This window comes from Kitasatospora sp. NPDC127116 (assembly GCF_042677365.1).
GTDB classification, from domain to species: Bacteria; Actinomycetota; Actinomycetes; order Streptomycetales; family Streptomycetaceae; genus Kitasatospora; species Kitasatospora lactacystinica.
Map to the genome: position 1 here is coordinate 1 of NZ_JBHXTL010000111.1, position 26,114 is coordinate 26,114.

The 26,114-nt window shown below is 74.7% G+C and carries 26 protein-coding genes and 1 tRNA gene; 18 read left to right on the plus strand and 9 right to left on the minus strand.

All coding sequences use genetic code 11. The features are described 5' to 3' along the window. The first annotated feature begins 237 nt into the window (after window positions 1–237). The 9 genes from ACFVHV_RS32980 to htpX all read left to right on the plus strand — a co-directional run bounded on the left by ACFVHV_RS32980 (window position 238) and on the right by htpX (window position 9,485). Window positions 238–471, plus strand: coding sequence for a hypothetical protein (locus ACFVHV_RS32980; RefSeq protein ID WP_359897584.1), 234 nt, complete (start codon window positions 238–240; stop codon window positions 469–471). After that, complete coding sequence (gene nuoH / locus ACFVHV_RS32985) at window positions 468–1,427, plus strand: NADH-quinone oxidoreductase subunit NuoH (RefSeq protein WP_380356089.1); 960 nt, start codon at window positions 468–470, stop codon at window positions 1,425–1,427. The genes ACFVHV_RS32980 and nuoH overlap by 4 nt, the downstream gene beginning before the upstream one ends. Further along, window positions 1,424–1,993, plus strand: coding sequence for an NADH-quinone oxidoreductase subunit I (locus ACFVHV_RS32990; protein ID WP_359897583.1), 570 nt, complete (start codon window positions 1,424–1,426; stop codon window positions 1,991–1,993). Before nuoH ends, ACFVHV_RS32990 begins: the two co-directional genes overlap by 4 nt. After that, on the plus strand, window positions 1,990–2,703 hold the full coding sequence (locus ACFVHV_RS32995) for an NADH-quinone oxidoreductase subunit J (RefSeq protein ID WP_380356092.1): 714 nt from the start codon (window positions 1,990–1,992) through the stop codon (window positions 2,701–2,703). The genes ACFVHV_RS32990 and ACFVHV_RS32995 overlap by 4 nt, the downstream gene beginning before the upstream one ends. Continuing rightward, the gene (nuoK, locus tag ACFVHV_RS33000) at window positions 2,703–3,113 is read left to right on the plus strand and encodes an NADH-quinone oxidoreductase subunit NuoK (protein WP_380356095.1); all 411 of its coding nucleotides are present in this window, start codon (window positions 2,703–2,705) and stop codon (window positions 3,111–3,113) included. The genes ACFVHV_RS32995 and nuoK overlap by 1 nt, the downstream gene beginning before the upstream one ends. Then, window positions 3,110–5,164, plus strand: coding sequence for an NADH-quinone oxidoreductase subunit L (locus ACFVHV_RS33005; protein ID WP_380356097.1), 2,055 nt, complete (start codon window positions 3,110–3,112; stop codon window positions 5,162–5,164). Before nuoK ends, ACFVHV_RS33005 begins: the two co-directional genes overlap by 4 nt. A 53-nt stretch (window positions 5,165–5,217) precedes the next feature. Continuing rightward, the gene (locus ACFVHV_RS33010) at window positions 5,218–6,798 is read left to right on the plus strand and encodes a NuoM family protein (RefSeq protein ID WP_380356100.1); all 1,581 of its coding nucleotides are present in this window, start codon (window positions 5,218–5,220) and stop codon (window positions 6,796–6,798) included. Window positions 6,799–6,854: 56 nt separating this feature from the next. Then, window positions 6,855–8,399 carry an NADH-quinone oxidoreductase subunit N gene (locus ACFVHV_RS33015; protein WP_380356102.1) on the plus strand — a complete coding sequence of 515 codons (1,545 nt, stop codon included), beginning with the start codon at window positions 6,855–6,857 and terminating at the stop codon, window positions 8,397–8,399. 222 nt (window positions 8,400–8,621) lie between these two features. Then, the gene (gene htpX / locus ACFVHV_RS33020) at window positions 8,622–9,485 is read left to right on the plus strand and encodes a zinc metalloprotease HtpX (protein WP_359897577.1); all 864 of its coding nucleotides are present in this window, start codon (window positions 8,622–8,624) and stop codon (window positions 9,483–9,485) included. A 17-nt stretch (window positions 9,486–9,502) separates the two neighbouring features. Here the strand turns inward: htpX and ACFVHV_RS33025 are convergent, their stop codons facing one another. Continuing rightward, window positions 9,503–10,957, minus strand: a complete 1,455-nt coding sequence (locus tag ACFVHV_RS33025; RefSeq protein ID WP_380356105.1) for a PLP-dependent aminotransferase family protein — start codon at window positions 10,955–10,957, stop codon at window positions 9,503–9,505. Between ACFVHV_RS33025 and ACFVHV_RS33030 the strand changes: the two genes are divergently transcribed. The 3 genes from ACFVHV_RS33030 (at window position 10,956) to ACFVHV_RS33040 (ending at window position 13,382) form a co-directional block, all read left to right on the plus strand. Next, window positions 10,956–11,864, plus strand: coding sequence for a DMT family transporter (locus tag ACFVHV_RS33030; protein WP_359897575.1), 909 nt, complete (start codon window positions 10,956–10,958; stop codon window positions 11,862–11,864). The genes ACFVHV_RS33025 and ACFVHV_RS33030 overlap by 2 nt on opposite strands. Window positions 11,865–11,996: 132 nt before the next feature. Beyond that, window positions 11,997–12,422 (plus strand): BlaI/MecI/CopY family transcriptional regulator, encoded by a 426-nt coding sequence (locus ACFVHV_RS33035; protein WP_380356107.1) that lies wholly within the window; start codon window positions 11,997–11,999, stop codon window positions 12,420–12,422. Window positions 12,423–12,425: 3 nt separating this feature from the next. Then, window positions 12,426–13,382: a M48 family metalloprotease gene (locus ACFVHV_RS33040; RefSeq protein ID WP_380356109.1), complete on the plus strand. Its 957-nt coding sequence runs from the start codon at window positions 12,426–12,428 to the stop codon at window positions 13,380–13,382. A 43-nt stretch (window positions 13,383–13,425) separates the two neighbouring features. On the opposite strand, the gene ACFVHV_RS33045 is transcribed toward ACFVHV_RS33040, so the two are convergent. Beyond that, complete coding sequence (locus ACFVHV_RS33045; protein WP_380356111.1) at window positions 13,426–14,115, minus strand: NAD(P)H-dependent oxidoreductase; 690 nt, start codon at window positions 14,113–14,115, stop codon at window positions 13,426–13,428. Between the two features lie 164 nt (window positions 14,116–14,279). Between ACFVHV_RS33045 and ACFVHV_RS33050 the strand changes: the two genes are divergently transcribed. Then, on the plus strand, window positions 14,280–15,155 hold the full coding sequence (locus tag ACFVHV_RS33050; RefSeq protein ID WP_380356114.1) for a sigma-70 family RNA polymerase sigma factor: 876 nt from the start codon (window positions 14,280–14,282) through the stop codon (window positions 15,153–15,155). 125 nt (window positions 15,156–15,280) lie between these two features. Here the strand turns inward: ACFVHV_RS33050 and ACFVHV_RS33055 are convergent, their stop codons facing one another. Continuing rightward, a complete protein-coding gene (locus ACFVHV_RS33055) occupies window positions 15,281–16,285 on the minus strand; it encodes an NADP-dependent oxidoreductase (protein WP_380356116.1) in 1,005 nt (334 codons plus the stop codon). A 135-nt stretch (window positions 16,286–16,420) separates the two neighbouring features. Here ACFVHV_RS33055 and ACFVHV_RS33060 point away from each other — a divergent pair, with 135 nt between their 5' ends. Beyond that, complete coding sequence (locus ACFVHV_RS33060; RefSeq protein WP_380356118.1) at window positions 16,421–17,356, plus strand: LysR family transcriptional regulator; 936 nt, start codon at window positions 16,421–16,423, stop codon at window positions 17,354–17,356. 19 nt (window positions 17,357–17,375) lie between these two features. Here ACFVHV_RS33060 and mug read toward each other — a convergent pair whose 3' ends face one another. From mug to ACFVHV_RS33080, 4 genes are all read right to left on the minus strand, one after another. Then, window positions 17,376–17,978 carry a G/U mismatch-specific DNA glycosylase gene (gene mug, locus ACFVHV_RS33065; RefSeq protein ID WP_380356138.1) on the minus strand — a complete coding sequence of 201 codons (603 nt, stop codon included), beginning with the start codon at window positions 17,976–17,978 and terminating at the stop codon, window positions 17,376–17,378. 14 nt (window positions 17,979–17,992) lie between these two features. Then, window positions 17,993–19,141, minus strand: coding sequence for a phosphatase PAP2 family protein (locus ACFVHV_RS33070; RefSeq protein ID WP_380356121.1), 1,149 nt, complete (start codon window positions 19,139–19,141; stop codon window positions 17,993–17,995). Between the two features lie 147 nt (window positions 19,142–19,288). Beyond that, a complete protein-coding gene (locus tag ACFVHV_RS33075) occupies window positions 19,289–20,452 on the minus strand; it encodes a Xaa-Pro peptidase family protein (protein ID WP_359897589.1) in 1,164 nt (387 codons plus the stop codon). Window positions 20,453–20,838: 386 nt separating this feature from the next. Next, window positions 20,839–22,233, minus strand: a complete 1,395-nt coding sequence (locus ACFVHV_RS33080; RefSeq protein ID WP_380356124.1) for an MFS transporter — start codon at window positions 22,231–22,233, stop codon at window positions 20,839–20,841. 157 nt (window positions 22,234–22,390) lie between these two features. On the opposite strand from ACFVHV_RS33080, the gene ACFVHV_RS33085 reads away from it, so the two are divergent. Continuing rightward, window positions 22,391–23,047, plus strand: a complete 657-nt coding sequence (locus tag ACFVHV_RS33085) for a helix-turn-helix domain-containing protein (RefSeq protein WP_359897566.1) — start codon at window positions 22,391–22,393, stop codon at window positions 23,045–23,047. A 42-nt stretch (window positions 23,048–23,089) separates the two neighbouring features. Continuing rightward, complete coding sequence (locus tag ACFVHV_RS33090) at window positions 23,090–23,584, plus strand: hypothetical protein (RefSeq protein ID WP_380356127.1); 495 nt, start codon at window positions 23,090–23,092, stop codon at window positions 23,582–23,584. A gap of 98 nt (window positions 23,585–23,682) precedes the next feature. Here the strand turns inward: ACFVHV_RS33090 and ACFVHV_RS33095 are convergent, their stop codons facing one another. Beyond that, window positions 23,683–24,282 carry a DUF2867 domain-containing protein gene (locus ACFVHV_RS33095; RefSeq protein WP_380356129.1) on the minus strand — a complete coding sequence of 200 codons (600 nt, stop codon included), beginning with the start codon at window positions 24,280–24,282 and terminating at the stop codon, window positions 23,683–23,685. Window positions 24,283–24,407: 125 nt separating this feature from the next. Between ACFVHV_RS33095 and ACFVHV_RS33100 the strand changes: the two genes are divergently transcribed. Further along, entirely contained in the window at window positions 24,408–24,968 is a 561-nt protein-coding gene (locus ACFVHV_RS33100) for a TetR/AcrR family transcriptional regulator (RefSeq protein ID WP_359897562.1), read from the plus strand. A gap of 159 nt (window positions 24,969–25,127) precedes the next feature. On the opposite strand, the gene ACFVHV_RS33105 is transcribed toward ACFVHV_RS33100, so the two are convergent. Continuing rightward, complete coding sequence (locus ACFVHV_RS33105) at window positions 25,128–25,616, minus strand: YajQ family cyclic di-GMP-binding protein (RefSeq protein WP_359897561.1); 489 nt, start codon at window positions 25,614–25,616, stop codon at window positions 25,128–25,130. A gap of 217 nt (window positions 25,617–25,833) precedes the next feature. Between ACFVHV_RS33105 and ACFVHV_RS33110 the strand changes: the two genes are divergently transcribed. Next, window positions 25,834–25,914, plus strand: a tRNA-Tyr gene (locus ACFVHV_RS33110). Window positions 25,915–26,114: the final 200 nt, after the last annotated feature.

Below are 26,114 nucleotides of genomic sequence, written 5' to 3' on the forward strand. Positions count from 1 at the left end.
GCCGGCGGTGCCGCCGCTGCCGGTGCTGCTGCCGCCGCCGAGGGTGCACCGCCGGTGCGGGCGGACCGGCCGCGGCGGACCCGGTCGGTGTCCGCGGGGTCGGCCAGCCAGGCGGGTGCCGATGCCGCCGCCACTCCCGAAGCTCCCGCCACTCCCGATGCTCCTGCGGCTCCTGCCGCTCCCGCCGCCGAGGGCGCCCCGCCGGTGCGGGCGGACCGCCCGCGGCGGACCCGGTCGGTGTCCGAGGGGTCGGCCAGCCAGACGGCCGGCGAACCGACGGCCGAGCCCGCGGCTCCCGTACGGCCCCGGACCTCCGACGCGCCCCGGTCCTCCGACGCGCCCTGGCACAACCCGGTGCCCGCCCACGACGAGAAGCCCTCGGGCGAGAAGCCGGGCGAACCGGGCGAACCGGGCGAGCAGAAGGACGAGACCTCGGCCGGAGCGGCCGACCAGGACGGAGACGGCGCGTGAACCTGCTCGACACGGTGCTGCGCTGCGTCGCCACCCTCGTCGTCTTCCTGGTCTTCCCGCTGGTCATCGGCCAGACCGAGCACAAGGTCATGGCGCACATGCAGGGCCGGCTCGGCCCGATGTACGCGGGCGGCTTCCACGGCTGGGCGCAGCTCGTCGCGGACGGCGTGAAGTTCGCGCAGAAGGAGGACATCGTCCCGGCCGGGGCGGACCGCCGGATCTTCCAGCTGGCGCCCGCCGTCTCGCTGCTGCCGTACCTCTTCGTGCTGCTGGCGATCCCGGTCGGCCCGAATGGCTTCGTCGGCCAGGCGATCGACGCCGGCCTGTTCTTCGTGCTGGCCGTGATGGGCGTCGGCGTGATCGGCAAGCTGATGGCCGGCTGGGCCTCGGCGAACAAGTTCTCGCTGCTCGGAGGCCTGCGCACGGCCGCGCAGCTGATGTCGTACGAGCTGCCGATGGTGCTGGCGGCGGCCTCGGTGGCGATGGCCGCCGGCACGCTGTCGCTGCCCGGGATCGTGGACGCCTGGGAGTGGTACTGGCTGCCCTGGCAGGTCATCGGCGCGTTCGTCTTCTTCACGGCCGGTCTGGCCGAGCTCCAGCGCCCGCCGTTCGACATGCCGATCGCCGACTCGGAGATCATCTTCGGCGCGTACACCGAGTACACCGGTCTGCGGTTCGCCCTGTTCCTGCTGTCCGAGTACGTGGGCATCCTGGTGGTGTCCGCGCTGACCGCGGTGCTCTTCCTGGGCGGCTGGCACGGACCGCTGCCGGACCAGCTCGGCTGGCTCTGGATGATCCTCAAGACCTTCGCGCTGGCCTTCGTGGTCATCTGGCTGCGGGTCACCTACCCGCGTCTGCGCGAGGACCAGCTGATGCGCTTCGCGTGGACGGTGCTGATCCCGCTCGCGCTGGTCCAGCTGGCCCTCACCGGCATCATCAAGGTGGCGATCTCATGAGCTTCCCCGGTATCGGCCTCGCCAAGGGCCTGGCCGTGACGCTGCGGACGATGACGAGGAAGAGCGTCACCGCGCAGTACCCCGACGTGCAGCCGGTGCTGCCGCCGCGCTCGCGCGGCGTCATCGCGCTGCTGGAGGAGAACTGCACGGTGTGCATGCTCTGCGCGCGCGAGTGCCCGGACTGGTGCATCTACATCGACTCCCACAAGGAGACGCTGCCGGCCGCCGAGCCGAACGCCCGGGCCCGCACCCGCAACGTGCTGGACCGCTTCGCCATCGACTTCTCGCTCTGCATGTACTGCGGGATCTGCATCGAGGTCTGTCCCTTCGACGCGCTGTTCTGGTCGCCGGAGTTCGAGTACGCGGAGACCGACATCCACGAGCTGACCCACGAGCGGGACAAGCTCCGCGAGTGGATGTGGACCGTCCCCGCGCCGCCGGCGCTGGACCCGGCGGCCGAGGAGCCCAAGGAGATCGCCACCGCGCGCAAGGCGGCGGACAAGCTGGCCGCGGCCGCCGCGGCGGCCGCGCAATCGGCCACCGACGAGAAGGGTGACGACGCGTGACCGGTGCCACCACGCTTCTCGCGGCGACCGGCTCCCTGGAGCCGGCCGCCCGTTCGTTCCTGTCCCCGACCGGCCAGGAGATCGTCTTCCTGCTGGTCGGCATCGCCGTGCTCGGCTCGGCCGTGGTCTCGGTGACCACCAGGCAGCTGGTGCACGCCGCGCTCTGGCTGGTGGTCGCGCTCGGCGGGCTGGCGGTGGAGTTCCTGCTGCTCACGGCCGAGTTCATCGCCTGGGTGCAGGTGCTGATCTACCTCGGCTCGGTGGTCGTCCTGGTGCTGTTCGGGCTGATGCTCACCAAGGCGCCGATCGGGCGCTCGCCGGACGCCGACTCCAAGAACCGCTGGGTGGCCCTGGTCGTGGCGCTGGCCGCGGCCGGGACCCTGGTCACGCTGGTCGTCGACGCCTTCCGGACCTCCTGGATCGACCTCGGCCAGGGCGGCGGCTCGGCCGCCGTCACCGGGGCCAGCCTGTTCCGGCACTGGGTGCTGCCCTTCGAGGCGCTGTCCGTGCTGCTGCTGGCGGCGCTGGTCGGCGCGATCGTGCTGTCGCGCGGCTCCAAGCGGCGGGTCCCGGCGCCGCGGGCGGGCCGGCTGCGCGCCGGTCGGCCGGTCGGGTCCAACGGGACGGTCGCCGCGACCGCGCCGAAGCCGGCTCCGGTGACCTCCGAGCAGGCGACCTCCGAGCAGTCGACCTCTGAGCAGGAGGGCTGATGCACCTCGCCTACCCCGCCGTCCTCGCCGCGCTGCTGTTCAGCGTCGGCGTGTACGGCGTGCTCGCCCGGCGCAACGCCGTCCTGGTGCTGATGTCCGTCGAGTTGATGCTCAACGCCGTCAACCTCAACCTGGTCGCCTTCGACGCCTGGCTGCGCGACTCGCTGCACGCCGGACAGGCGCTCACCCTGTTCACCATCACCGTCGCCGCCGCCGAGATCGGACTGGGGCTCGCCATCGTCCTGCTGCTGGTCCGGGCCCGGGGCACCGCGGACATCGACCGGGCCACCGCGCTCGGCGACCCGGCCGAGGCGTTCGCCGTCGAGGAGACGCCGGTCGACGCCGGGACACCGGTCGACACCGGGGCGCCGGCCGGAGCCGAGGCACTGAAGGGCCGGGCCGCCGCATGAACCTCGCCCTTCCCGTACTCGTCCCGGCGCTGCCCGCGCTCGGCGCCGCCGCGACCCTGGCCGTCGGCCGGAAGGCGCCCGGGCTGGCCCGGCCGCTGGCCGTCGTCCCGGTCGCCGTCTCGGCGGTGCTCGCCCTGGTGGTCGCCCTCCAGCTGGGCACCGGCCAGACCCTGGACGCCGCCACCCGGCTCACCCCGACCGGCGGCCCGGACATCGCCCTCGCCCTCCACCTGGACGGCTTCAGCTCGCTGATCTCGGTGCTGGTCGGACTGGTCGCCACCTGCGTCCAGGTCTACTCGACCGCGTACCTCAAGGAGGACCCGCGCTACCCGTCCTACGCGGCGCTGGTCTCGCTGTTCACCGCGGCGATGTTCCTGGTGGTCTACTCGGGCGACCTGATCGTGCTGCTGGTCGGCTGGGAGGTCATGGGCCTGTGCTCGTACTTCCTGATCGGCCACCACTGGGAGACGGCGGACGCCCGCTCGGCCTCGCTGAAGGCCTTCCTGGTCACCAAGCTCGGTGACGTGCCGTTCCTGTTCGGGATCTTCCTGCTCGGCGCGGACGCCGGCAGCTTCCGCATCCCGGACGTGCTGGCGGCCGCGTCGGAGGGCCGGCTCGGGCACCCGACGCTGACCGCCCTGCTGCTGCTCGCCGGCGTGGCCGGCAAGAGCGCGCAGTTCCCGCTGCACACCTGGCTCCCGGACGCGATGGCCGGCCCGACCCCGGTCTCCGCGCTGATCCACGCCGCCACCATGGTCGCGGCCGGCATCTACCTGGTCGCCCGGCTGCTGCCGGTCTTCCTGCTGTCGGGCGCGGCGCTGGTCGTGCTCGCGGTGATGGCCGCCGTGACGATGATCGGCTCGGCGCTCTGCGCGCTCGCCCAGGACGACCTCAAACGGGTGCTCGCCTACTCCACCGTCGGCCAGCTCGGCTACATGGCCGGCGCGCTGGCCTCCGGTGACCGCGAGGCCTCGGTCTTCCACCTGGTCAGCCACGGCGCGTTCAAGGCGCTGCTGTTCCTGGCCGCCGGTGTGGTGATCCACGCCGCGCACACCAACTCGATCTCCGCGATGTCCCGCATCCCCGGGCTGCGCAAACGCGTCCCCGACGCCTACTGGACGATGGGCATCGCGCTCGTCGCCCTGATCGGGCTGCCGCCGTTCTCCGGCTTCTTCAGCAAGGAGGCGGTGCTCACCGCCGCCGAGCACGCCGCCAACGGCGAGGCGCTGACCAACGGCCTCGGCCCGGCCTCGGCGGTGCCGCAGGCGGCCGGGTGGATCGTGCTGATCTCCGCCGGACTCACCGCGCTGCTCACCGCCGCGTACGCGGCCCGGCTGTTCCTGGTGGCGTTCCACAGCCCGGCCGGGGCCGCCGCGGCCGCACCGAAGGTGCTGCCCGCCGCCGACCGGGGCACCGTCGTGGCCGACCACGAGGCCGGCGCGCCGTACTCGCCCGAGCTCGACGAGGCCGACCCGGCCACGGCCGAGCCGCCCGCGATGCGCTGGCCGCTGTGGGTGCTGGCCGTGCCGACCATGGGCTTCGGCATCGCCGGCGTGCGCTCGGACTGGCTGCCCGCGCTCCTGGACGGCGGCTCGCTGCGGCCCTCCGCCGTCACCGCCGTCACCGGCACCGGGCTCGCCGTGGTCGGCGCGCTCGCCGCGTACGGCGCCTGGCGCTCGGCGGCCGCCCGGCTGGGCACCGGCCGCCCGGCACCGGCCGGCCGGGTGCCCGGGCAGGGCGGGGCCCCGGCCACCGAGGTGATCGTCGCCGACCCCGGGCGCACCCTGCTCGGCTCGCTGTTCGGCCCGGCCCGGCACGGCTTCGGCGTCGACCGGCTGTACCGGGCGCTGTTCGTCCGCCCGGTGGTCGCCGCCGCCAAGCTGGTCCGATTCCTCGACCGCGAGGTCGTCGAGGGCTACGTGCAGGGCAGCGGCATCGGTGCCAACCTGCTCGGCCGGGCCGTCCGGCTCGCGCAGACCGGGAACGCGCAGACCTACCTCAGCGCCCTGCTGGCCGCCGTCGTCCTGCTGGCCGTCCTGGTGGCGGTGTAGCCGGTGCTGCTGTCCTCCACCTCCGTCCCCTCGACCGCTGCTGGGAGCCCCCGATGAACGCAGTCCTCATCGCCCTCCTGGTGCTGCCGCTGCTCGGCGCCGCACTCACCCTGGCGCCGGTGTTCGGGCCGGACCGGGCCGTGGCCGGCCGGCGGGCACTGCGGCTGAACACCGTCGTCACCGGCGCGGTGTTCCTGCTCACCGTCGCCCTCGCGGCCGGCTTCGACCAGGACGAGCCCGCCCGGATGCAGGCCACCACCGACGTGTCCTGGATCCCGGCCCTGCACGTGCGCCTCCACCTCGGGGTGGACGGCATCTCGCTGCCGCTGATCGTGCTGACCGCGCTGCTCACCTTCCTCTGCGCGCTCTACTCGGAGAAGCGGCTGCCGGGCGGGGACGCCGGGGGCGGAGCCCCTGATGAGCCTCGCCCGTCGGCCCAGGCCTTCGTCGGGCTGTTCCTCCTGCTCGAAGTCGGCATGCTCGCCACCTTCGCGGTGCTGGACCTCCTGCTCTTCTTCCTGGCCTTCGAGATCGTGCTGATCCCGATGTACTTCCTGATCGCCCGCTGGGGGAGCGGCGCGAAGGTGCCGGCCGCCAACCGGTTCATCCTCTACACGCTGCTCGGCTCGGCCGTGATGCTGCTCGGCTTCCTGCTGATCGGCAGCAAGGCCGGCACCTTCGACATGCAGGCCCTGGCCGCCGCGCACGGCAGCGGCCTGAGCCACACCACCCAGGTGGTCGCCGCGCTGGCGATCCTGGTCGGGCTCGCGGTCAAGGCCCCGGCCTGGCCGCTGCACAGCTGGCTCCCGGACGCCCACACCGCCGCCCCGACGGTGGGCTCGGTGCTGCTCGCCGGCGTGCTGTTGAAGATGGGCACCTACGGTCTGGTCCGCGTCCTCCTCCCGGTCGTGCCGGAGGGCGCCACCACGCTGGCCCCCTACCTGGGCGCCTTCGCGGCCGTCGGCATCGTCTACGGCTCCCTGGCCTGCCTGGCGCTTTGCCGCCCCGGCGCCAAGGGCGACCTCAAGCGCCTGATCGCGTTCTCCTCCGTCGGCCACATGGGCTTCGTGCTGCTCGGCATCGCCTCCCTCACCCCGGTGGGTGTCAACGGCGCGCTGTTCGCCAACATCGCCCACGGTCTGATCACCGGCCTGCTGTTCTTCGTCGTCGGCGCGCTCAAGGACCGCTACGGCACGGCCGACCTCGACACCCTCGCCGGGGCCACCGGCGCCGCCCTGTACGGCCGGGCCCCGCGACTGGGCGTGCTGCTCGCCTTCGCCGCCGTCGCCAGCCTCGGCCTGCCCGGCCTGGCCGGCTTCTGGGGCGAGCTGCTCGCCATGTTCGGCGCGTTCGACCCGGCCGACGGCCTGTCGCGCCCCGCGTTCGTCACCTACATGGTCCTGGCCGGCCTCGGCACCCTCCTCACCGCCGCGTACCTCCTGATCGTGGTCAAGCGCGTCTGCATGGGGGACCCCGAGCAGCCCGCACCGGTGGCCGAGCTCGCCGACCTGCGCCCGTACGAGGCCGTCAGCTGGACGCCGCTGGCCGCGCTGACGCTGCTCGCCGGCCTCTGGCCCGCGCTGCTGCTCGGCCTCTCCGATCCCGCCGTCAAGCACCTCCTCGGGGGTGGCTGACCGTGCTCGCAGCCCAGACCGCCGCACTCGGACCTCACTCCACGGGGCAGCACACTGTGACCTCCCTCGCCGTAGCCAACCCGGGCAGCCTGATCCAGTCCGTGGACTGGGTGGCGATCGCACCGCCGCTGATCGCCGCCGTGGCCGCCCTCGCCGTGCTGCTCACGGACCTGTTCCTGCCCGAGCGGCACAAGAAGTGGCTCGGCCGCCTCACCGCGGCCGGACTCGCCCTCGCCCTCATCGCACTCCTCCCCCTCACCGGCGGATCACCCCGAGCGACCTTCTGCGTGCAGAACGTAGCAGGGGGGTCCGACAACGGCGGCTGCTCGTACGTCGCCGACCACTTCGCCCTGGTGTTCCAGCTGCTCGCCCTCGGCGGCGCGCTGATCGCGGCGCTGCTGTCGGCGCACACGGTGGAGGACGAGCGGCTGCCGCGCGGCGAGTACTGGTTCCTGCTGCTCTCCAGCGCCACCGGCGCCGCGCTGCTGCCCGCCTCCCGCGACCTCGCCACCATGGTGATCGCCCTGGAGGTCGCCTCGCTGCCCGCCTTCGCCCTGGTCGCGCTGCGCCGGGACGGCCGGGGCGCCGAGGCCGCCTTCAAGTTCTTCGTCTCCTCGGTGACCGCGACCGCCGTGATGCTGCTCGGCGTCGGCTTCGTCTACGCGGCGAGCGGCAGCCTGCACCTCGGCGCCGTCGCCCAGGGCCTGGAGCACGCGCCCGGGCAGCTCAAGCCGCTGGCCGAGGCGGGCGCGGTGCTGACCCTGGTCGGCTTCGCCTTCAAGGTCGCCGCCGTCCCGTTCCACTTCTGGGTGCCCGACACCTACACCGGCGCGCCGCTGCCGGTGGCCGGCTACCTCTCGGTGGTCGGCAAGGCGGCCGGCCTGTCCGGGCTGGCGCTGGCCACCACTGTCGCCTTCCGCCCGTACGCCCACACCTGGGGCCTGGTGCTCGCGGTGCTGGCCGCCGTCACCATGACCGCCGGCAACGTCGGCGCGCTGCGCCAGCGCCCCGACACCCGGTACAGCGCGGTGCGGCTGCTCGCCTGGTCCTCGGTCGGCCAGGCCGGGTACCTGCTGGTGCCGCTCGCCGCGGCCGGCTACGCGCCGACCGGCGTCGACCCGCTCGGTGCCACCGCCGCGTACGCGCTGATCTACGGCGTGGTGAACCTCGGCGCCTTCGGGGTGGTCGCCGCCGTCGGCCGCCGGCCCGGGACCAGCGTGGACGACTTCCGCGGCCTGTTCGCCCGCAACCGCTGGACGGCGCTGGCGCTCGCCTTCTTCCTGCTCTGCCTGGCCGGGCTGCCGCCGGGCGTGATCGGCCTGTTCGGCAAGGTCGTGGTGTTCCGCGCGGCGGTCGACGCCGGGCTGGGCTGGCTCGCCGTGGTGATGGCCGTCAACGTGGTCATCGCCCTGTACTACTACCTGCTGTGGACGGCCCGGCTGTTCGCCCCGGCGGGGGAGGAGCCCCTCGCGGAGGCCGCCGCCGGGCGCCGTCTGCCGGTGGGCCTCACCGCGACGCTGGGGCTCACCGCCTCGGCCGCCGTGGTCCTCTCGGTGGCGCCGCAGCTGGTCCTCCAGGTGGCGGGCGGCTCGCTGTTCTGAGCGGGCGCCGGAGTGCGCCGGGGGTGCGGTCCGGGGGGTGTCACGGCGGTGCCGGTGGTGCGGCCCGGGGCCGTCGCGGCCGCGCCGGTGGTGCGGGGCTGCGGTGTCGCGTCGGTCACCGTGTCGGGTCACAAGGGAACAAGGCCCTCGGCCCCGCCCGTTGACCGGGCACGAGGGACGAGGCAGAAAGGGCTTCCCCACCGCACCACTGGAGGGCCTGACGTGCACAGCCGGCACAACGGACTGAGGACCGCCGTCCTGCTCGGCGGCCTCTCGGCGCTGATCCTGGTGATCGGAAGCCTCTTCGGTCGCACCGGCTTCGTGATCGCCCTGCTGGTCGCCCTCGGGACCAACGCCTACGCGTACTGGAACAGCGACAAGCTCGCGCTGCGGGCCATGCGGGCCCGGCCGGTCAGCGAGTTCGAGGCGCCCCAGCTGTACCGGATCGTCCGCGAGCTCTCCACCGCCGCCCGCCAGCCGATGCCCCGCCTCTACATCTCCCCGACCCCCGCGCCCAACGCCTTCGCCACCGGCCGCAACCCGCGCAACGCGGCGGTCTGCTGCACCGAGGGCATCCTGCGGATCCTGGACGAACGCGAGCTGCGGGGCGTGCTCGGGCACGAGCTGAGCCACGTCTACAACCGGGACATCCTGATCTCCTCGGTGGCCGGGGCGCTCGCCTCGGTGGTGATGTTCCTGGTGAACTTCGCCTGGCTGATCCCGTTCGGGCGCAGCGAGGACGACGACGGCCCGGGGCTGTTCGGGATGCTCGCCATCATGATCCTCGGCCCGCTCGCGGCCGGACTGATCCAGATGGCGGTCAGCCGCTCCCGCGAGTACCAGGCCGACGCCGACGGCGCCCGGATCACCGGCGACCCGCTCGCCCTCGCGAGCGCCCTGCGGAAGCTGGACGCCGGCACCCGCCGGCTGCCGCTCCCGCCCGAGCCGCAGCTCCAGACCGCGAGCCACATGATGATCGCCAGCCCCTTCCGCCCCGGCGAGGCCGGCGCGAGGCTCTTCTCCACCCATCCGCCGATGGCCGAGCGGGTCGCCCGCCTGGAGCGGATGGCGGGCCACGGGCGGTAGCGCACCGCCGTCCGGCGTCAGCCCGTCTCCTCCTCGTACGCGAGCCGCAGGCGGTGGACGCCCTCGGCGACCTGGGCGGGGCTCTCGGCCGCGGCGTAGCTGAGGCGCAGGTGGGGGGCCGGGGGTTCGGCGGGGTGGTAGGGGCGGCCGGGGGAGACCTGGACGCCGGCGCGCAGCGCGGCCGCGGCGAGGGCGGTGTCGTCGACGCCGTCCGGGAAGCGCAGCCACAGGTGGTAGCCCCCGGGGCGGTGGGTGCCGAGGACGCCGGGCAGCTCGCGGTGCAGGGCGGCGGCGGCGGCGGTGCGGCGGTCGCGCAGTTCGGCGCCGAGCGTGCGCAGGTGACGGGCCCAGGCGGGGTCGGCGACCAGTTCCAGGGTGGCCTCCTGGAGCGGCCGGGGCACGAAGAAGCTGTCCACCACCTGGGTGGCCCGCAGTCGGGCCAGCGCCGGTCCGCGCGCGGTGAGGGCGCCGACCCGCAGGTTGGGGGAGGCCGCCTTGGTCAGCGAGCGCAGGTGCACCACGACCCCGTCCCGGTCGTCGGCGGCGAGCGGGCGCGGCAGCGCGGGGGCGTCCGCGTGGACCAGCAGCCGGGCGAAGTCGTCCTCGACCACGAAGGCCCCGGCGGCCCGGGCGATCCGCAGCACCTCCTTCCGCCGTTCGGGCGACAGCACCGCCCCGGTGGGGTTCTGGAACAGCGGCTGGCAGACGAGGACCCGTGCCCGGGTGGCCGCGAAGGCGTCCGCCAGCAGGTCGGTGCGCAGGCCGTCGGCGTCGACCGGGACCGGGACGGGCCGCAGCCCGGCCGCCCGGACGACCGCCAGGATGCCCGTGTACGTCGGCGACTCCACCAGCACCGGCGAGCCGGGCGCGGCGAGCGCCCGCATGGCGACGGTCAGCCCGCTCTGCCCGCCGGAGGTGATCAGGACGTCCCCGACGCCGATCGGCCCGCCGTGGCCGCCGATGTCCCGGGCGAACCAGCCGCGCAGTTCGGTGAGGCCGTCGGTGGGCGGGCGGTCCCAGGCGCCCGGGCGCCGGCCGGCCCGGGCGAGCGCGGCGGCGAGCAGCCGCTCGGGCAGCAGCGAGGCGTGCGGGTAGCCGCTGTTGAGGTCGACGACGTCGGGCGGGGGCACCCGGAGGGTGGCGAACACGGGGGCGGCGAGCAGGTCGCGCGGGCCGGAGTCGGCGCTGAGCGCGATCTGCTGCCAGGAGAGGTCGCCGGTGCGGCCGGACGGCGCGGCGGGGACGGCCGGGGCCGCGGCGAAGGCCGCCGCCCGGAACACCCCGGCGCCGGGCCGGGAGACCACCAGCCCCTCGGCCACCAGCACCGCGATGGCCCGGGAGACCGTCACCGGGCTGACCTGGTGACGGTCCACCAGCGCCCGGCTGGAAGGCAGCTTCCGTCCCTCCGGGTAGCGCTCGACCTCCCGCCGCAGGATGTCGGCGAGTTCGGTCACACTGCTACGCTCGTTCATGACGGCACAAGATAGCGCTACCCGGCTTCGGGCGGTAGCACCTCGCCAGGCCCCCGCTTCCGGCACCGCCCTCGCGGCCCTCGCCGTGGCCTCCTTCTCGCTCTCCTTCCCGGCCACCGCGTGGTCCCTGACCGGCTTCGGCCCGTGGTCCGCGACCGGCCTGCGCGGCGCCCTCGCCGGCCTGCTGGCCGTCCTCCACCTGGCGGCCGTCCGCGCCCCGCTGCCGCAGCGGCGGCACTGGCCCGGACTGCTGGTGGTCTCCGGCGGCTGCGTCCTCGGCTTCCCGCTGCTGACCACGCTCGCCCTGCGCACCTCCTCGACCGCCCACTCGGCGGTGGTCATCGGCGTGCTGCCGCTGGCCACGGCGACGGTCGCGGCACTGCGCACCGGCCGCCGGCCGTCCGGGGCGTTCTGGGCGGCGGCGCTCGCCGGGGCCGCCGCCGTCCTCGCCTTCACCCTGGTGCAGAGCCACGGCCGGCCGACCGTCGCCGACCTCTACCTGTTCGCGGCGGTACTGCTCTGCGCCGCCGGGTACGCCGAGGGCGGGCGGCTCTCCCGGGACCTGCCGGGCGCCCAGGTGATCGCCTGGGCGGTGGTGGCCGCCCTGCCCGCGACGCTGCTGACCGCGGCGCTCGGGCTGGGCACCGAGCCGGTGCGGCTCGGGGCGCAGGCCCTGGCCGGGCTGGCCTACACGGCGGCGGTCTCGCAGCTCGGCGGATTCGTGCTCTGGTACCGGGGGATGGCCGCGATCGGGGTGCCGAGGGCCAGCCAGCTCCAGCTCGCGCAGCCGCTGCTGACACTGGTCTGGTCGGTGCTGCTGCTCGGCGAGCGGCTGCCGGCCGCGGCGCCCGTCACCGCGGTGGTGGTGCTGGTTTGCATCGCGGTGACCCAGCGGGCCAGGACCTGACCCGCGGGCGCCGCAGGGCTGCGCCGTGCGTTCCCGAACCCCCGATCCGACCGGTTCGGCGCGGCCCCTCGCTCGTTAGGATGAACCCGTGCCCGTCGGTCCGGGCGAGGCATCCGGAGGGAGTGGGCCGTCATGGCAGACGAGAGGCACGCCCCGGCGGCCGCGGACGCGCCGGCCCGGCGCCGCGGCCAGGGCGAGCTGGAGGCGCAGGTGCTCGCGGTGCTCCAGCAGGCGCCCGGCCCGGCCGCCGCGGGATGGGTCCAGGAACGCCTGGAGGGCGACCTCGCCTACACCACGGTCATGACCATCCTGTCCCGGCTGCACGCCAAGAGCGCCGTGACCAGGACCCGCTCCGGCCGTTCCTACCTGTGGCAGGCCTCCTCGGACGCCGCCGGGCTGGCCGCGCTGCGGATGCGCCGGATGCTCGACGGGGAGGCGGACCGGGACGCCGTCCTGGCCAGCTTCGTCAGCGCGCTGCTGCCGCACGACGAGGAACTGCTCCGGGCGCTGCTGGACGCCGCGTCCGCCGATCCGGCAGCGCCCGACCGTGAGAGCTGACCCGTGGGCCTCTTCGTCTTCCTCCCGCTCGTCCTGCCGCTCACCGCGGTCCCGATCGCGCGCCTGACCGAACAGCACCTGCACCCGCGCGGCGCGGCCCGGCTGATGACCGTGATCAGCGCGGTGATGGCGGTGTGCAGCGCGCTCTGCCTCGGGCTGATCGGCGTGGTGGGCACCGCGCAGATCCCCGGCAACCCGCTGCCGGACAGCTGGTCCGACCCGGAGGTGCGGGCCGCGCTGCCCTACCACGAGACGGTCGGCACGGCCGCGATGTGGCTGCTGGCCCTGGTGGTCCTCGCCTGCGCCCGGACGGTCGTGCGGCACCTGCGGGTGCGGGCCCGGGCCCGCCGGGCGCTGAGCGGGCTGCCCGTCGGGCCGGGACCGGCCGGCGACCTCGCGGTGCTGCAGGACCGGAGCCCGTACGCCTACGCGCTGCCCGGCTCGCCCGGCCGGGTCGTGGTCTCCACCGGGATGCTGGCCGGCCTGGCCGCCGACGAGCGCGAGGCGCTGCTCGCCCACGAGCGGGCGCACCTGCGCCACCGCCACCACCGGTACCTGCTGACCACCCAGCTCGCCGCCTGCGTCAACCCGTTCCTGCGGCCGCTGCAGGACGCGGTGGCGTACAGCGCGGAGCGGTGGGCGGACGAGGACTCGGCGCAGGCCGTGGGGGACCGCCGGATCACCGCGCGGGCGGTGGCCCGGGCGGCCCTGGTCTCGCACGCCGCCCCGGCCCCCGGCTTCGCGGCCTTCGCCGCCCCGGCCGCGGCGGCCGGCCCGGTGCCGCGCCGGGTCGCCGCGCTGCTCGGCCCGGTGCCGACCTCCCGCAACTGGCCGCCGGCGAAGACCCCGGCCGGCCTGGCGGCGATGGTCGCGGCGATCGGTACGGCGGCGTCGGCGCTGTGCGCGCTCAACGCCGCCGTGGCCCTGCTGGTGGTGCTCAAGGCCGTCACCCCGCTGTAGCCGGCGGGGCTCCGGAGCGTCACCCCGCCGCGGCCGCGGGACCCTAGAGCGTCGCGGCCAGCTCGTCGACGGCGGCCTCGGCCGCCGCCAGGGATTCGGCGGCGAGCGGCTGGAAGGCGTTCAGCGCCGGGATGTCCGCGGCCCGGGTGAGCTCGGCGGTGACCACGTGCAGGTGCCCCGCCGCGACCCCGATCCGGTCGAAGTACGCCCGCAGGTACGGGACCTGGAAGTCGCAGTGGGCACGCGGCGTGCCCGGCCCGTAGCCGCCGCCGCGGACCGCGACGACCACCACGCGGGTGTCGCGCAGCAGCGGCTCGCCGGTCTCCGGATCGTGGTGGACGCCGGGGAAGGCGACCCGGTCGATCCACGACTTGAGGCCGGCCGAGACGGTGTAGTTGTACATCGGGCTGCCGACCAGCAGGACGCCGGCGGCCCGCAGCTCCTCGATCAGCGGACGGCTGAGCGCCCACTCCCGCGCCTCGTCCGGCCCCTCGGCGAGGCGGCCGATGTCGTCCAGCGGGAGCACCCCCTTGCGCTCGGTGCGGCGGCCGAGGGCGTCGTAGGGGGCGCGCACCGGGGGCACCGGGTCGGCGGCGAGGTCGCGGTGCCGGTGCTGGACGCGGGCGCCGTGGCGGGCGCGCCAGGCGTCGGCGAAGCGGGCGGTCAGGGCGTGGCTCACCGAACCGGACGGGCTGATGCTCGAATCCAGGTGGAGCAGCGTGGTGGAGGTCATGGCGGTCTCCTGGTCACCTCGGAGGGGGACGGATCGTCATAGCGGTGACGAGCCGCGCCGAGGAAAGGTGACCGATGGACCGGAACGCGATGCCGGGGGCGGCGGACGGGCGGGCGCGGAGCGGGGGAGCGGCCTCGGGGGCGGGACGCCCGGAGGCCGAGCGCGTGAACTCCGAGCGCGTGGACGCCGAGCGCTTCGAGGCCGAGCGCGGCCGGCTGCGGGCGATCGCCCAGCGGATGCTCGGCTCGACCGGCGAGGCCGAGGACGCCGTGCAGGAGGCCTGGCTGCGGCTGGTCCGCACCGACCCGGCGGAGATCGGCAACCTGCCCGGCTGGCTGACCACGGTGGTCTCCCGGATCTGCCTGGACCTGCTGCGGGCCCGTGCCGCGCGCCGCGAGGAGCCGACCGACGAGGCGCTGCCGGACGGCTCGGGCGGCGGCCCGGAGCCGGAGCGGGAGGCGCTGCTGGTCGAGTCGGTGGGCCGGGCGCTGCTCGTGGTGCTGGACCGGCTGGGCCCGGCCGAGCGGGTCGCCTTCGTGCTGCACGACGGCTTCGCGGTGCCCTTCGACCGGATCGGGCCGATCCTCGGACGGACCCCGGTGGCCGCCAAGAAGCTGGCCAGCCGGGCCCGGCAGCGGGTCCGCGGGACGGCCGCGCTGCCCCCGGAGCCGCTGGCCGGGCACCGGCGGGTGGTGGAGGCCTTCCTGGCCGCCGCCCGGGGCGGGGACCTGGCCGACCTGCTGGCCGTGCTGGCTCCCGACGTGGTGCGCCGGGCCGATCCGGCGGCGCTGGGGCCCGGCCGCGACCCGGTGGCCCGGGGCGCGCGGGCCGTCGCCCGGGAGACCACGGTCTTCGGCCGCCGGGCCCGCTACGGCGCGGTGGCCCTGGTGGACGGGGCGCCCGGCATCCTGATCGCCCCGGACGGGCGGCTGCGGCTGGTGCTGCGGGTGGCGGTCGCGGACGGCCGGGTGGCCGGCTACGAGGTGGTGGCCGACCCGGCCCGGCTGGCCGCGCTCGACCTGGCCGTCCTGCCGGAGTGACTCCTTCCCGGGCGGGGCTGCCGGACCGTGTCCCGCCCGGGCGACGGCCGCCCGGCGGGGCACGGTGGGCCGGTCGGCGGCGGGGCGTGGCGGGCCGGTCGGGGGCCGGGCCGGTCGGCGCCGGGTCAGTGGGCGATCCGGACCAGCATCTTGCCGGTGTTGGCGCCGCGCAGCATGCCGAGGAAGGCGTCCACCACCCGGTCGAAGCCGTCCACGACGGTCTCGTCCGGGACGACGGCGCCCGAGCGCAGGTGCGGGACCAGGAAGTCGTACAGCTCCGGCCGGGCGTCGAGGTGGTCGCGGACCAGGAAGCCCTCCAGCCGCAGGCTCTTCCCGACCACGTCGAACAGGTTGCGCGGGGCGGCCGGCGGGTTCCCGAGCCGGTTGTACTGGGCGACCGCGCCGCACCAGGCGATCCGGCCGCGCTCGCGCAGGGCGCCGATGGCGGCCTCCAGGTGGTCGCCGCCGACGTTGTCCAGGTAGGCGTGCAGCCCCTCGGGGGCGGCCTCGCGCAGGCGGTCCGCGATCGGGCCGTCGTGGTAGTCGAAGGCGGCGTCGAAGCCGAGCCGCTCGGTGAGGCGGGCGGCCTTGGCGGCGGAGCCGGTGCTGCCGACGATCCGTCCGGCGCCGAGCAGCCGGGCGAGCTGTCCGGCGGCGGTGCCGACGCCGCCGGCGGCCGCCGAGACGAAGAGCGTCTCGCCGGGCTGGAGCCGGGCGATCCTGGTCAGCGCGACCCAGGCGGACAGGCCGGTGCCGCCGAGCACCGACAGGTGGGAGCTGAGCGGGACACCGGCGAGATCGGGCAGCAGGCTCGCCCGCTCGGCGGTGACCACCGCGTGGGCGCGCCAGGCCTGGCGGTGCTGGACCAGTGCCCCGACCGGCAGGGCGTCGGCCCGGGACTCCACCACCCGGCCGAGGGCGCGGCCCTCCAGCGGGGCGTGCAGCTCCCAGCCGCCCTCCTCCATCTCCTCGCGCATGTACGGGTCGACGGACTGGTAGAGGTTCTCGACCAGGGCCTCGCCCGCCGCGAGGGCCGGGACGGTCTCCTCGACGAAGGCGAAGTTCGCGGCGGTCGGCGCCCCGTCGGGGCGGGAGACCAGGTGGACGGCGCGGGTGGTGGGGCGGGACATCGGGGCTCCGGGCGGGTGGGGACGGGCGGACGTGATCACCGTAGGAAGCGCGGGAGCCGCCGGGCAGGGGCGCCGGTCGATGGAACGGCGGCATCCATGAGCAGGATCGATGGATCGCGGGATAGGTTCGGCCGCATGACCGATCTCGCCCCGCACGAGCTGCGGACCCTGGTCGCCGTCGAGGAGGAGCGGAGCTTCACGGCCGCCGCCGCACGCCTGGGCAGTACCCAGTCCGCCGTCTCGCACGCCGTCCGCGCCTGCGAGCGGAAGCTCGGCGCGGTGCTCTTCGACCGCGGGCGCCACGGCGCGCGCCCCACCGAGGGCGGCGCGCGAGCGGTGGCGTACGCCCGCCGGATCCTGCGGCTGCTGGACTCGATGGGCCCCGAGGTGCGCGGCGCGGGAGCGGACGGGCCGCTGACCGGAACCCTGCGGATCGCCGCCTTCCGCAGTGCCGCCGCCCACCTGCTGCCGCCCGTCCTGGCCCGGCTGGCCGAGCGCCACCCCGGGCTCGGCACCCACGTCCGGATCGTCCGGGAGCTCGGCCGCGGCACCGCCGGGGAGGTCGCCGACGGTCGCGCCGACCTCGGGCTGGCGACGCTCGACGCGGGCGGCCCGCCACCCGCCCCGGGCCTGGTCGCGGTGCGGCTCTACGAGGAGTCGTACGCGCTCGCGCACCCGCACGGCCACCCGGCGCCGCGCGAACTCCCGCTGGTCGACTGGGACGAGAACTGCGGCTCGTACACCCGGGACTGGTGGCAGCGGCAGGACTGGATCCCGCCCGCGACCGTGGACGTGGAGGACGACACGGTGGCCCTCTCGCTGGTCGCCCAGGGCCTCGGCATGGCGATCATGCCCCGGACCGCCCTGCTCGGCGCCCCGGCCGGCCTCGCCGTCACCGACCTCGGGCCGCGGCCGCCCAGCCGCTCGGTCGGGTACGTCACCACGCCAGAGCTGGCCGGGACGGCCGCCGTCCGGGCACTGATCCGCGAGCTGCGCGAACTGCCGCTGCCGGCCGGGCTGTCGGCGGCCCGGCCCCCGGCCGGCCGGTCCGCGACGGCCCAAGCCCCGTAGACCCAAGCCCCGTAAGGGCTCAGGCCTCGACGGACCGGTTTCCGACGGCAGGGTCCTCGACGGCAGGGCCCTCGACGGACCGGTCCTCGACGGCCTCCCGGAGCTTGCGGAACTCCTCGGCCAGCCCGTCCAGGGTGTAGTGGGCGTTGAGGCCGCTGGGGTTCGGCAGCACCCACACCTCGGTGCCGCCGATGCCCTCCGGTTGCCGCCCCGGCACGGCCCGGCGCTGCCCGAAGGCCGTCCGGTAGGCGCCGATGCCGAGCACGGCCAGGACGCGCGGGCGCAGCCGCAGCACCCGTGCCCGCAGCGCGGCGCCGCCCTCGCGCAGCTCCTCGGCGGTCAGCTCGTCCGCCTTGGCGGTGGTGCGCGGGGCGACGTTGGTGATGCCCAGGCCGAGTGCGAGCAACTCCCGCTGCTCGTCCGGGCGGTACTGGCGCCCGGTGAACCCGGAGCGGTGCAGGGCCGGCCAGAAGCGGTTGCCCGGGCGGGCGAAGTGGTGGCCGGTCGCGCCGGACCACAGGCCCGGGTTGATGCCGCAGAACAGCACCCGCAGCCCGGGACCGGAGACGTCCGGGATGGTGGTGTCCTTGGCGGCCAGCAGCTGCTCGGCGGTGGGCTTCATCGGTGCGCTCGGATTCACCCGGCCAAGTCTGCCGTGCCCTTGGCCGCGTCCTTCGCCGTGTCCTTCGCCTCCTTCGCCGCGCGCTCGGCGGCGTCCCTGGCGATCTCCTCGGCCGCGTCCTCGGCGGTGAGCCCGGCCGCGCGCTCGGCCGTGTCCTGCGCCGGGCCCGGGGCCGGGGCCGGCCCCGAAGTCGCGGCGGCCGCCCGGCGGTTGCGCAGCCGGCGCAGGCCGAACACCACCACGGCCGCGTAGGCCCAGCCGACGAAGACGTCGATGATGAAGTGCTCCGCGCCGTAGACCAGGGTGAAGGTCATCGCGAGCGGATAGGCGACCAGCACGGCCCGCAGCCAGCGCTTGGCGGTGGGCCAGAAGAAGAACAGCAGCATCGCCGGGTAGGCGGAGTGCAGCGAGGGCATCGCGGCGACGTCGTTGGCGAACTGACTGCCGTTCTCCAGCAGGGAGTCGGCCTGCGGCAGCCCGCTCACCGAGATCACTTCCCAGACCACCCGGGACAGGTGCGGCAGGTTGCCCTCCTGGGAGACCAGCCACGGCGGGTCGGCCGGGTAGAGGAGGTAGGTGGCGAAGCCGGCGAAGGTGAGCGTCAGGTAGGCGGCGAGCAGCTGCCGGAAGCGGTGGTGCGCGCGCCGCCAGAGCACCGCGAGCAGCAGGAAGACCACGAAGAAGTGCGAGAGGTAGACGGTCACCGCGGCGTAGTCGTACCAGTGCGGTGAGCCAGCGGTGTAGAGCGCGTGCTGGAGCCGGACGGTCCAGGTCTCGCCGAAGCCGAGCACCTCGTCGAACCGCAGCTGCGGCAGCCAGTGCGGGGCCCACGGGGTGTGGGCGCCGTAGCCGCGCAGCAGTGAGTACGCCCACACCACGGCCATCACCGGGACCCAGTCGCGCAGGACCAGGAGGAAGCCGCGGGGGCCGTGCCCGCTGTGCACGGCGGCGGTCAGCAGGGCGGCGATGAGCCAGAGGAACAGCACGTCGTTGGCCGCGGGGATGCCCTCGGTGCGCAGGAACCAGAGGAGGCACGTCAGGTAGAGCGGCCAGGCCAGCCACCGGAGTCTCGACCAGCCCGTCACGCGTGGGCGGGGCGGAGGCACCGGGCGTGGCTGCCCGGCCCGCGCGTCGTGCGGGGCCGGGGGGAGGGTCTTGGTCATGCGCACCGAAACTAGCAACCCAAACTTGGAGGACTCTGGGTGAAATATGACTGGATCGTAAGAACGTCCGATCCGGTCGACACCCGGTTCGACAGGTGAATTCGACTGGTGGTTCGACAGGTGGTTCGACGCACGGTCAGGCGCGGGTCAGGACACGATGCCCAGCTCGTGCGGGGTGTTGTTGAAGCGTCGGCCGCCGGCCGGGGTGACGGTCACGATGTCCTCGATCCGCACCCCGAACCGGCCGGGCAGGTAGATCCCCGGCTCGATCGAGAAGCACATGCCCGGCACCAGCGGCCGTTCCTCGCCCTCGACCAGGTACGGAGGTTCGTGCGTGGTGGTGCCGATGCCGTGGCCGGTGCGGTGGATGAAGTACTCGCCGTACCCGCCCTCGGTGATCACCCGACGGGCGATCCGGTCGATCTCCTGGCAGGCTACCCCGGGGCGCACCGCCTCGAAGGCGGTCTGCTGGGCCAGTCGGACCAGCTCGTGCACCTTGCGCACCTCGTCCGGGACGTCCGCGCCGACATGCACCGTCCGGGTGGTGTCGGAACCGTAGCCGTCCTTGAGGCCACCGAAGTCCAGCACCACGGTGTCACCCGTACGGATGACCCGGTCACCGGCCTCGTGGTGCGGGTTGGCGCCGTTCGGCCCCGAGCCGACCACGGTGAAGTCGACCTGGCTGTGCCCGTACTGGATGAGCAGCGCGCCGAGGTCGGCGGCCACGTCGGTCTCCCGGCGGCCGGCGAACTCGACCTCCAGGATGCCCCGGTAGGCGGCGTCCGCCGCGCCGCCCGCGGCGGCCAGGCGGTCCAGCTCCTCGGTGTCCTTGACGGCGCGCAGCATCGGCAGGCAGTCGGTGAGCGAGACGAAGGAGACGCCGGGCAGCGCGGCCTGGAAGCCGAGCAGGTGCAGCGCCCAGGTGTTGTCGGAGACGCCGTACCGTCCGGCCGGGTCGAGCAGCGGGCCGACGGTGGCGAACGGGTCCTCGCCGTCGGACCAGTCGAGCAGCCCGACGGCCGGGGCGCCGACCGCCTTCTCGGCATCCGGGCGCTCCAACTTGGGCACCACCAGAGCGGGTTCGCTTCCGGCGGTGAGGACGAGGGCGGTCAGCCGCTCGGTGATCGCGGTGGGCGAGTAGCCGCACAGGTAGGCCAGGTCGGGACCGGGCGCGACGACCAGGCCGGCCAGACCGGCGGCGGTCGCCTCGGCGGTGGCGCGGGACATCCGGGCGGTGTGGTCCTCGACGGTGAAGGGGCGGGGCACGGCGGTTCCTCCTCGGGGGCCGGACGGGCGCTGCTGGGACTCCATCACGTCAACTCCATCACTTCCTCGTCGAGTTGGCGAAGCTCTCGGGGAGGAACCGGCGCGATCCGGACGGCGATGCGGTGGGCGCTCCGGCACCGGGCGAGGCGGGCGTGGGCGCGGGCCCGGCGGGGGCGTGTCCGTGGAACGCATCCGGTCCTCCTCCTCCGGTCCTCCTCCGGTACGGCGCCGCAGCGACTCAGGACGTGGGCCGCGTCGGCCGCGTGAGCCGCGCGTTGGTCGCGCGGGCGGCGCGGGGTCCGGCGCGGCGGGTCCGCGGCCCGCCCCGGGAAGCCCTCGGGGGCGGGCGTTACCCGGCCAGTTCACCCGGTTGCCGGGCCCGCCGCATGCGGCGGACGGCCGTGCGGGTGAGCGGCGGCCGACCCGGGGCGTCAGTCCTGCCGGTCGGCCGACTCGGCCGAATCGGTGGACTTGCTGGATTCAGCGGATGCGGCGGACTCGGCAGCGGGCCACACGGCGCGCCGCAGCGTGCGACTCGCGGTCGCGGCCAGCAGGGCGGCGGCGAGCAGGGTGCTGATCCCGACCAGCGCGGTGGCGGGGGAGGACCGGTCCAGCAGCAGGCCGGTGACGAAGCTCCCGGCGGGCATGCCGGCGGTGAGCAGCGTCATGGTCGCCGCGATCACCCGGCCGCGCAGCGCGTCCGGCACCTGACGGAAGACCAGCAGGTCGAGCATCACCCGCAGGGTCGGCACGCCCGCGCCGAACACGAACAGCGCGACGAAGACGGTCGGCGCCCCGCCGGGCAGCAGCGGCGCCAGCGGGACCGGTACGGCGCTCCAGGCCACCGCCAGCAGCAGCACGCCGGGGCCCGCCAGCCGGTGCAGCCGGGCGACCAGGGCGGTGCCGGCCAGCGCCCCGACCGCCTCGCCGGCCAGGGCCAGGCCGATCCCGGTGCCACTGGTGCCGTGCTCCCGCAGCAGCACCATGACGGGCAGCAGCAGGGAGGCCCCGGCGAGATTGATCACCAGCAGGACGGCCAGGGCGGTCCGCAGCAGCGGGGAGGCGGCGAGGACGCGGAAGCCCGCCAGGGCGCTGTTCCCGGTGGACCGGTCGGCGTCCCCGGACTCGTGCGGGCTGGGGAAGCGCACCGCGACGGCGGCGGTCACCGCGAGCAGGGAGGCGAGCGCGGCGCCGAGGAAGGGGACCGCGTGGCCGAGCCCGAACAGGAACCCGGCCAGTGGCGGTCCCGCCAGCGAGGCGCCGCTCATCCGGGCCTCGTCCTGGGCCAGGGCCTGGGAGAGCTGCTCCGGCGGGACCACCGAGCGCAGCGCGAGCAGCCGGACCGGGCCGCTGTAGGCGATCGTCGCGCCGATCACGGCGGCGACCAGCAGCAGGTGGACCAGGTTCGGCGGGCCGAACGCCAGGGCCACCGGGACGCTGGCGAGGGCGAGCAGCCGGGCGCTGTCGGTGGCGATCAGCACCCGCCGGCGGTTCGCCCGGTCGGCCACCACGCCGCCGTGGACGCCCAGCAGCAGGGTGGCGGCCATCTGCACGGCGCCGAAGGCTCCGGCGGAGGTGGAGGAGCCGGTGAGCGCGAGGACCAGCAGGGGGAAGGCGGTGTCGCCGATCACCATGCCGAGGGTCGCGGAGGCCTGGCCGGCCCAGAGGGCCTGGAACCGCAGGTTGCGCCGCAGCGGTACGAGCGGCGGCGGTGCGGGCGACGAAGGTGCGGAGGGGGAAGGCGCGGGCGGCGGGGGCGCGGACGGCGGGGCGTCGGCCGGTCCGGGGTGCTCCATCGCCGCTGTCGTCGTCGGTTGGTCCGTCATGTCCCGCCCCCATCGTTCGCGATTGCCGCAACCATTCACGTATGCATGAATGATGTCGTAGGCGTCATTGGTTTCGCAAGGGTGATTGATGGCTCGGTGGTGAGCGCTCACCGGGGCGTGATTGCGAACGGAGCGGCCGATCTGGAAGGCTGGCCCCGTGGTCGAGCACACACCGGAGGCCGCCGACAGCGGCGAGCAGCAGCCCGTCACCTGGGTCAAGGAACGCCAGGTGTCCGACGTCGCGGTGCTCAAGGCCCTGGCCGACCCGCTGCGCCTGGCCATCCTCGGCGCGCTGCAGTCCTCCGAGGACCGTCCGCTGACGGCCAAGGAGCTCGCCGCCACGCTCGACGAGCCGCAGACCAAGCTCTACCGGCACATCAAGCAGTTGGAGAAGGCCGGGCTGGTCCTGGTGGCCGGCACCCGGCTGGTCTCGGGCATCGTGGAGAGCCGCTACCGGGTCGCCCAGGGGGCGATCCGGCTGGCCCCGGAGATGTTCACCGCCGACTCCCCGGCCCGCTCCGAGGCGTACGAGGCCGTCGTGGCCGCGATGGACCGGGTGCGGTCCGACTTCCGCGCCAGGATCGCCGAGGGTCGGCTGGACTTCGGCCGGCCGCCCGGTGGTTCGGGCCCGCCGTCCGGACTGTTCGCGGACTTCGCGCTGCGGCTCAGCCCGGACCGGCTGGACCGGCTGCGATCCCAACTGGCCGAAATCTTCGACGAACTGAACGAAGAAGGGCCGAGTGCGGCCGAGGATGCGCTGGATGTGACCGTCTTTACCCTGCTCTACGGTCTCCGACCGGGCACGGAATCATAAATTCCGGGTCGTCTGTCGGTGCGGTGGGACACCATGTCCGGCATGTCCTACGAACTCCAGGCGCTGATAGGAACACGGGAGCTGCTGACGGTGGCGGCGGCGGAGGTTCCGGCGGCCCGGGTGGTGCCGTTGGCGCAGGGGCTGGCCCTGATCCCGGTCACCTCCGCCGTCCTCACCGCGCTCCAGGGAGACGGCGTCCTGCGCAGGCCCGGCGGCGGGGCCGGGCCCGGCCGGCCCGCGGACGGCTTCGAACTCCGGCTCGCCGCCTGGTCGAAGGCCGGTCCGATCGCCCGCGTCGAGGCGCGGTACTTCGGTGGCGGCGGCACCCAGCGCGCGGCCGTCTGGGTGGACGGCGCGGTCACCCTCGGCCCGCTCACCATCGGCGAGTTCGAGCCAGCCCCGGCCGAGGGCACCCCGATCTCCCGCGCCCTGCGGCGGATCGGCGCCCGCACCGAGGAGGGCCGGGCGGACGAGTTCGAGTCGGTCGGTCTGGGCCGGCACCGCAGCACCGGCGGCTGGGCGGAGCCGGCCGACTGACCCCGCCGCCGCCGCCGTCCGTGCTCGTGCCCGTGCCCGTGTCCGCGCTTGTGCCTGCGCCCGCGCTCATGCCCGGGGCTGTGCCCGTCCCCGTGCGGTCAGTGCGAGGCGGGCGAGTCGGCCTGCCAGCGCCGGCCGATGGAGCGCAGGAGGGCCGGGTAGACGCCGAGGTACCGGAAGGGCTTGATGACGGCCATGTAGAGGTGGCCGAGGAGCCCGTTGGGCTTGACCAGGACGGCCATCTGGGCGCGGTACGCGCCGCTGCCGGGAGCGGTCTCGACCCAGCCGAGGTGGAGGATGCCGTGGACGGTGCGGTTGGCCGTCTCGGCGGTCCACTCGTCGTGGAGCAGGTAGACGGAGCGGAACGGCGCGGAGCGGGTGTCGGGGCCGCGCGGGGCGTCCCGGAGATCGGCGGGGAGGCGGTCGCGGAGGGTGGGGACGCGAGTGCCGAGGCCGGCGTCGGGCTTGTCCCAGCCGAGCAGGGCGCCGAGCTTCCAGCGGGCCGCGAAGAGGAGGCGGACGACGGGGGAGGCGGACATCGGGGCGCCGGTGCCGTTGGCGAACTGGTCGACCAGGCGGGCGAGGTCGTCGGGGCCGCCGGGGGTCGGCAGGGCCCACACGTCCTCCAGGCGGAAGTCGGGGGCGATCTCGTGGATCCGCCACGGGCGGGAGGTGTGTGCCGTGCGGGGGAGTCTCATCTGCGTGCCCCTGTCTGTACGGTGCCGTATAGAACCAGGCTAGACCCGTGTGTACGGTGGCGTATGCACAAGGGCGTGAGCGTGAGGAGCGACACAGTGGAACGAGACGAGGCGAGGAGCCCGGCATGGGCGTGACGCGGACGCCGCGCGCCCGGTGGATCGAGGAGGGGCTGCGGGCGCTCGCGGCCGGCGGCCCGGAGGCGGTGCGCGTCGAACCGCTCGCCCAGGCGCTCGGCGTCACCAAGGGCGGTTTCTACGGGTACTTCCGCAACCGGGGCGCGCTGCTCGACGAGATGCTCGACACCTGGGAGCGGGAGGTCACCGAGGGTGTGATCGCCCAGGTCGAGGACGAGGGCGGCGACGCCCGGACCCGGCTCGGGCGGCTCTTCGCGATCGCCGCCACCAGCGGCGACGGGCCCGTGACCGGCACCACCGTCGACCTGGCGATCCGCGACTGGGCACGGCGCGACGAAGCGGTCGCCGAACGCCTGCGCCGCGTGGACAACCGCCGGATGGCCTACCTGCGTTCGCTCTACGCGTCGTTCTGCCCCGACCCGGACGACGTCGAGGTCCGCAGCCTGATCAGCTTCTCGCTCCGGATCGGCCACCACCTCGTCGCCGTCGACCACGAGGGCCGCAGCCGCGCCGAGGTGATGGAACTGACCCGCGAATGGCTCCTGCGCTAGAGCCTGTCTCCGGCCGGCCGGCCGGCCGGGCACGCGGAGAGCGGGCAGGGAAAGCGGCGCACGGAAACGGGGGCGCGGCACCGAAGAAGGTCCGGTGTCGCGCCCCCGTTCTGTCCCGCAGCCGCTCGGGGCCTGCGTCGCCGCAGGCCGGGGCCGGTGCTAGCGGTAGTTCACGTACTGGAGCGCGAAGTCCAGGTCCTTGCCCTTGAGCAGGGCCTGCACGGCCTGGAGGTCGTCGCGGCTCTTCGAGCTGACGCGCAGCTCGTCGCCCTGGACCTGCGCCTTGACGCCCTTCGGGCCCTCGTCACGGATGATCTTCGCGACCTTCTTCGCGTCCTCCGTGGTGATGCCCTCCTTGACGTTGGCGAAGATCTTGTACTCCTTGCCGGACAGCTGCGGCTCGCCGGCGTCCAGAGCCTTCAGCGACAGGCCGCGCTTGATGAACTTGGTCTGCAGGACGTCGAGGATGGCGCGCACGCGCTCCTCGCCGTTCGCCTTCATCTCGATCTTCTCGGCGGTGCGGCTGATCTCGCCGCCGACGCCCTTGAAGTCGAAGCGCGTCGCGATCTCACGGGAGGTCTGGTTGATCGCGTTGTCGACCTCCTGCCACTCGACCTTCGAGACGATGTCGAAACTGGAGTCGGCCATGGGTGTTGGTCTCCTTGATGCTCTGGCTTCACTGGCACGGCCCGCCCTCACGGGCGTCCGGAGTCCCAGCCTATCCAGCGCCACACCGGCCCCGCCCGTACCGCCCGCCCGCGGTTCCTTGATCATTGCGTGATCTATCGAGTGGCGGAGCACCCCCCGGCATCGGGTATGGTTTACCAAGTCGAACGGGGTGAACACCCCGGGAAACGAAGATCCTGGCTGGTTGCCCGAGCGGCCAAAGGGAGCAGACTGTAAATCTGTCGCGCAAGCTACGCAGGTTCGAACCCTGCACCAGCCACAGGATAGAGAAACAGCCCCCGATCTGCGGAAACGCGGATCGGGGGCTGTTTCGTTGTGTTCCGGCGGTTCCGCGGGGGGCGGGGCCGGCTGGGCTACTTATTGCACATTGCTTGCAATTACGGGTGGCAGGCAGCAGAGTGGGGGCCGGGGGTGGGAGTCCTTCGACAGAGCTGATCGTCTTCCCAGCCGGCGACCGCC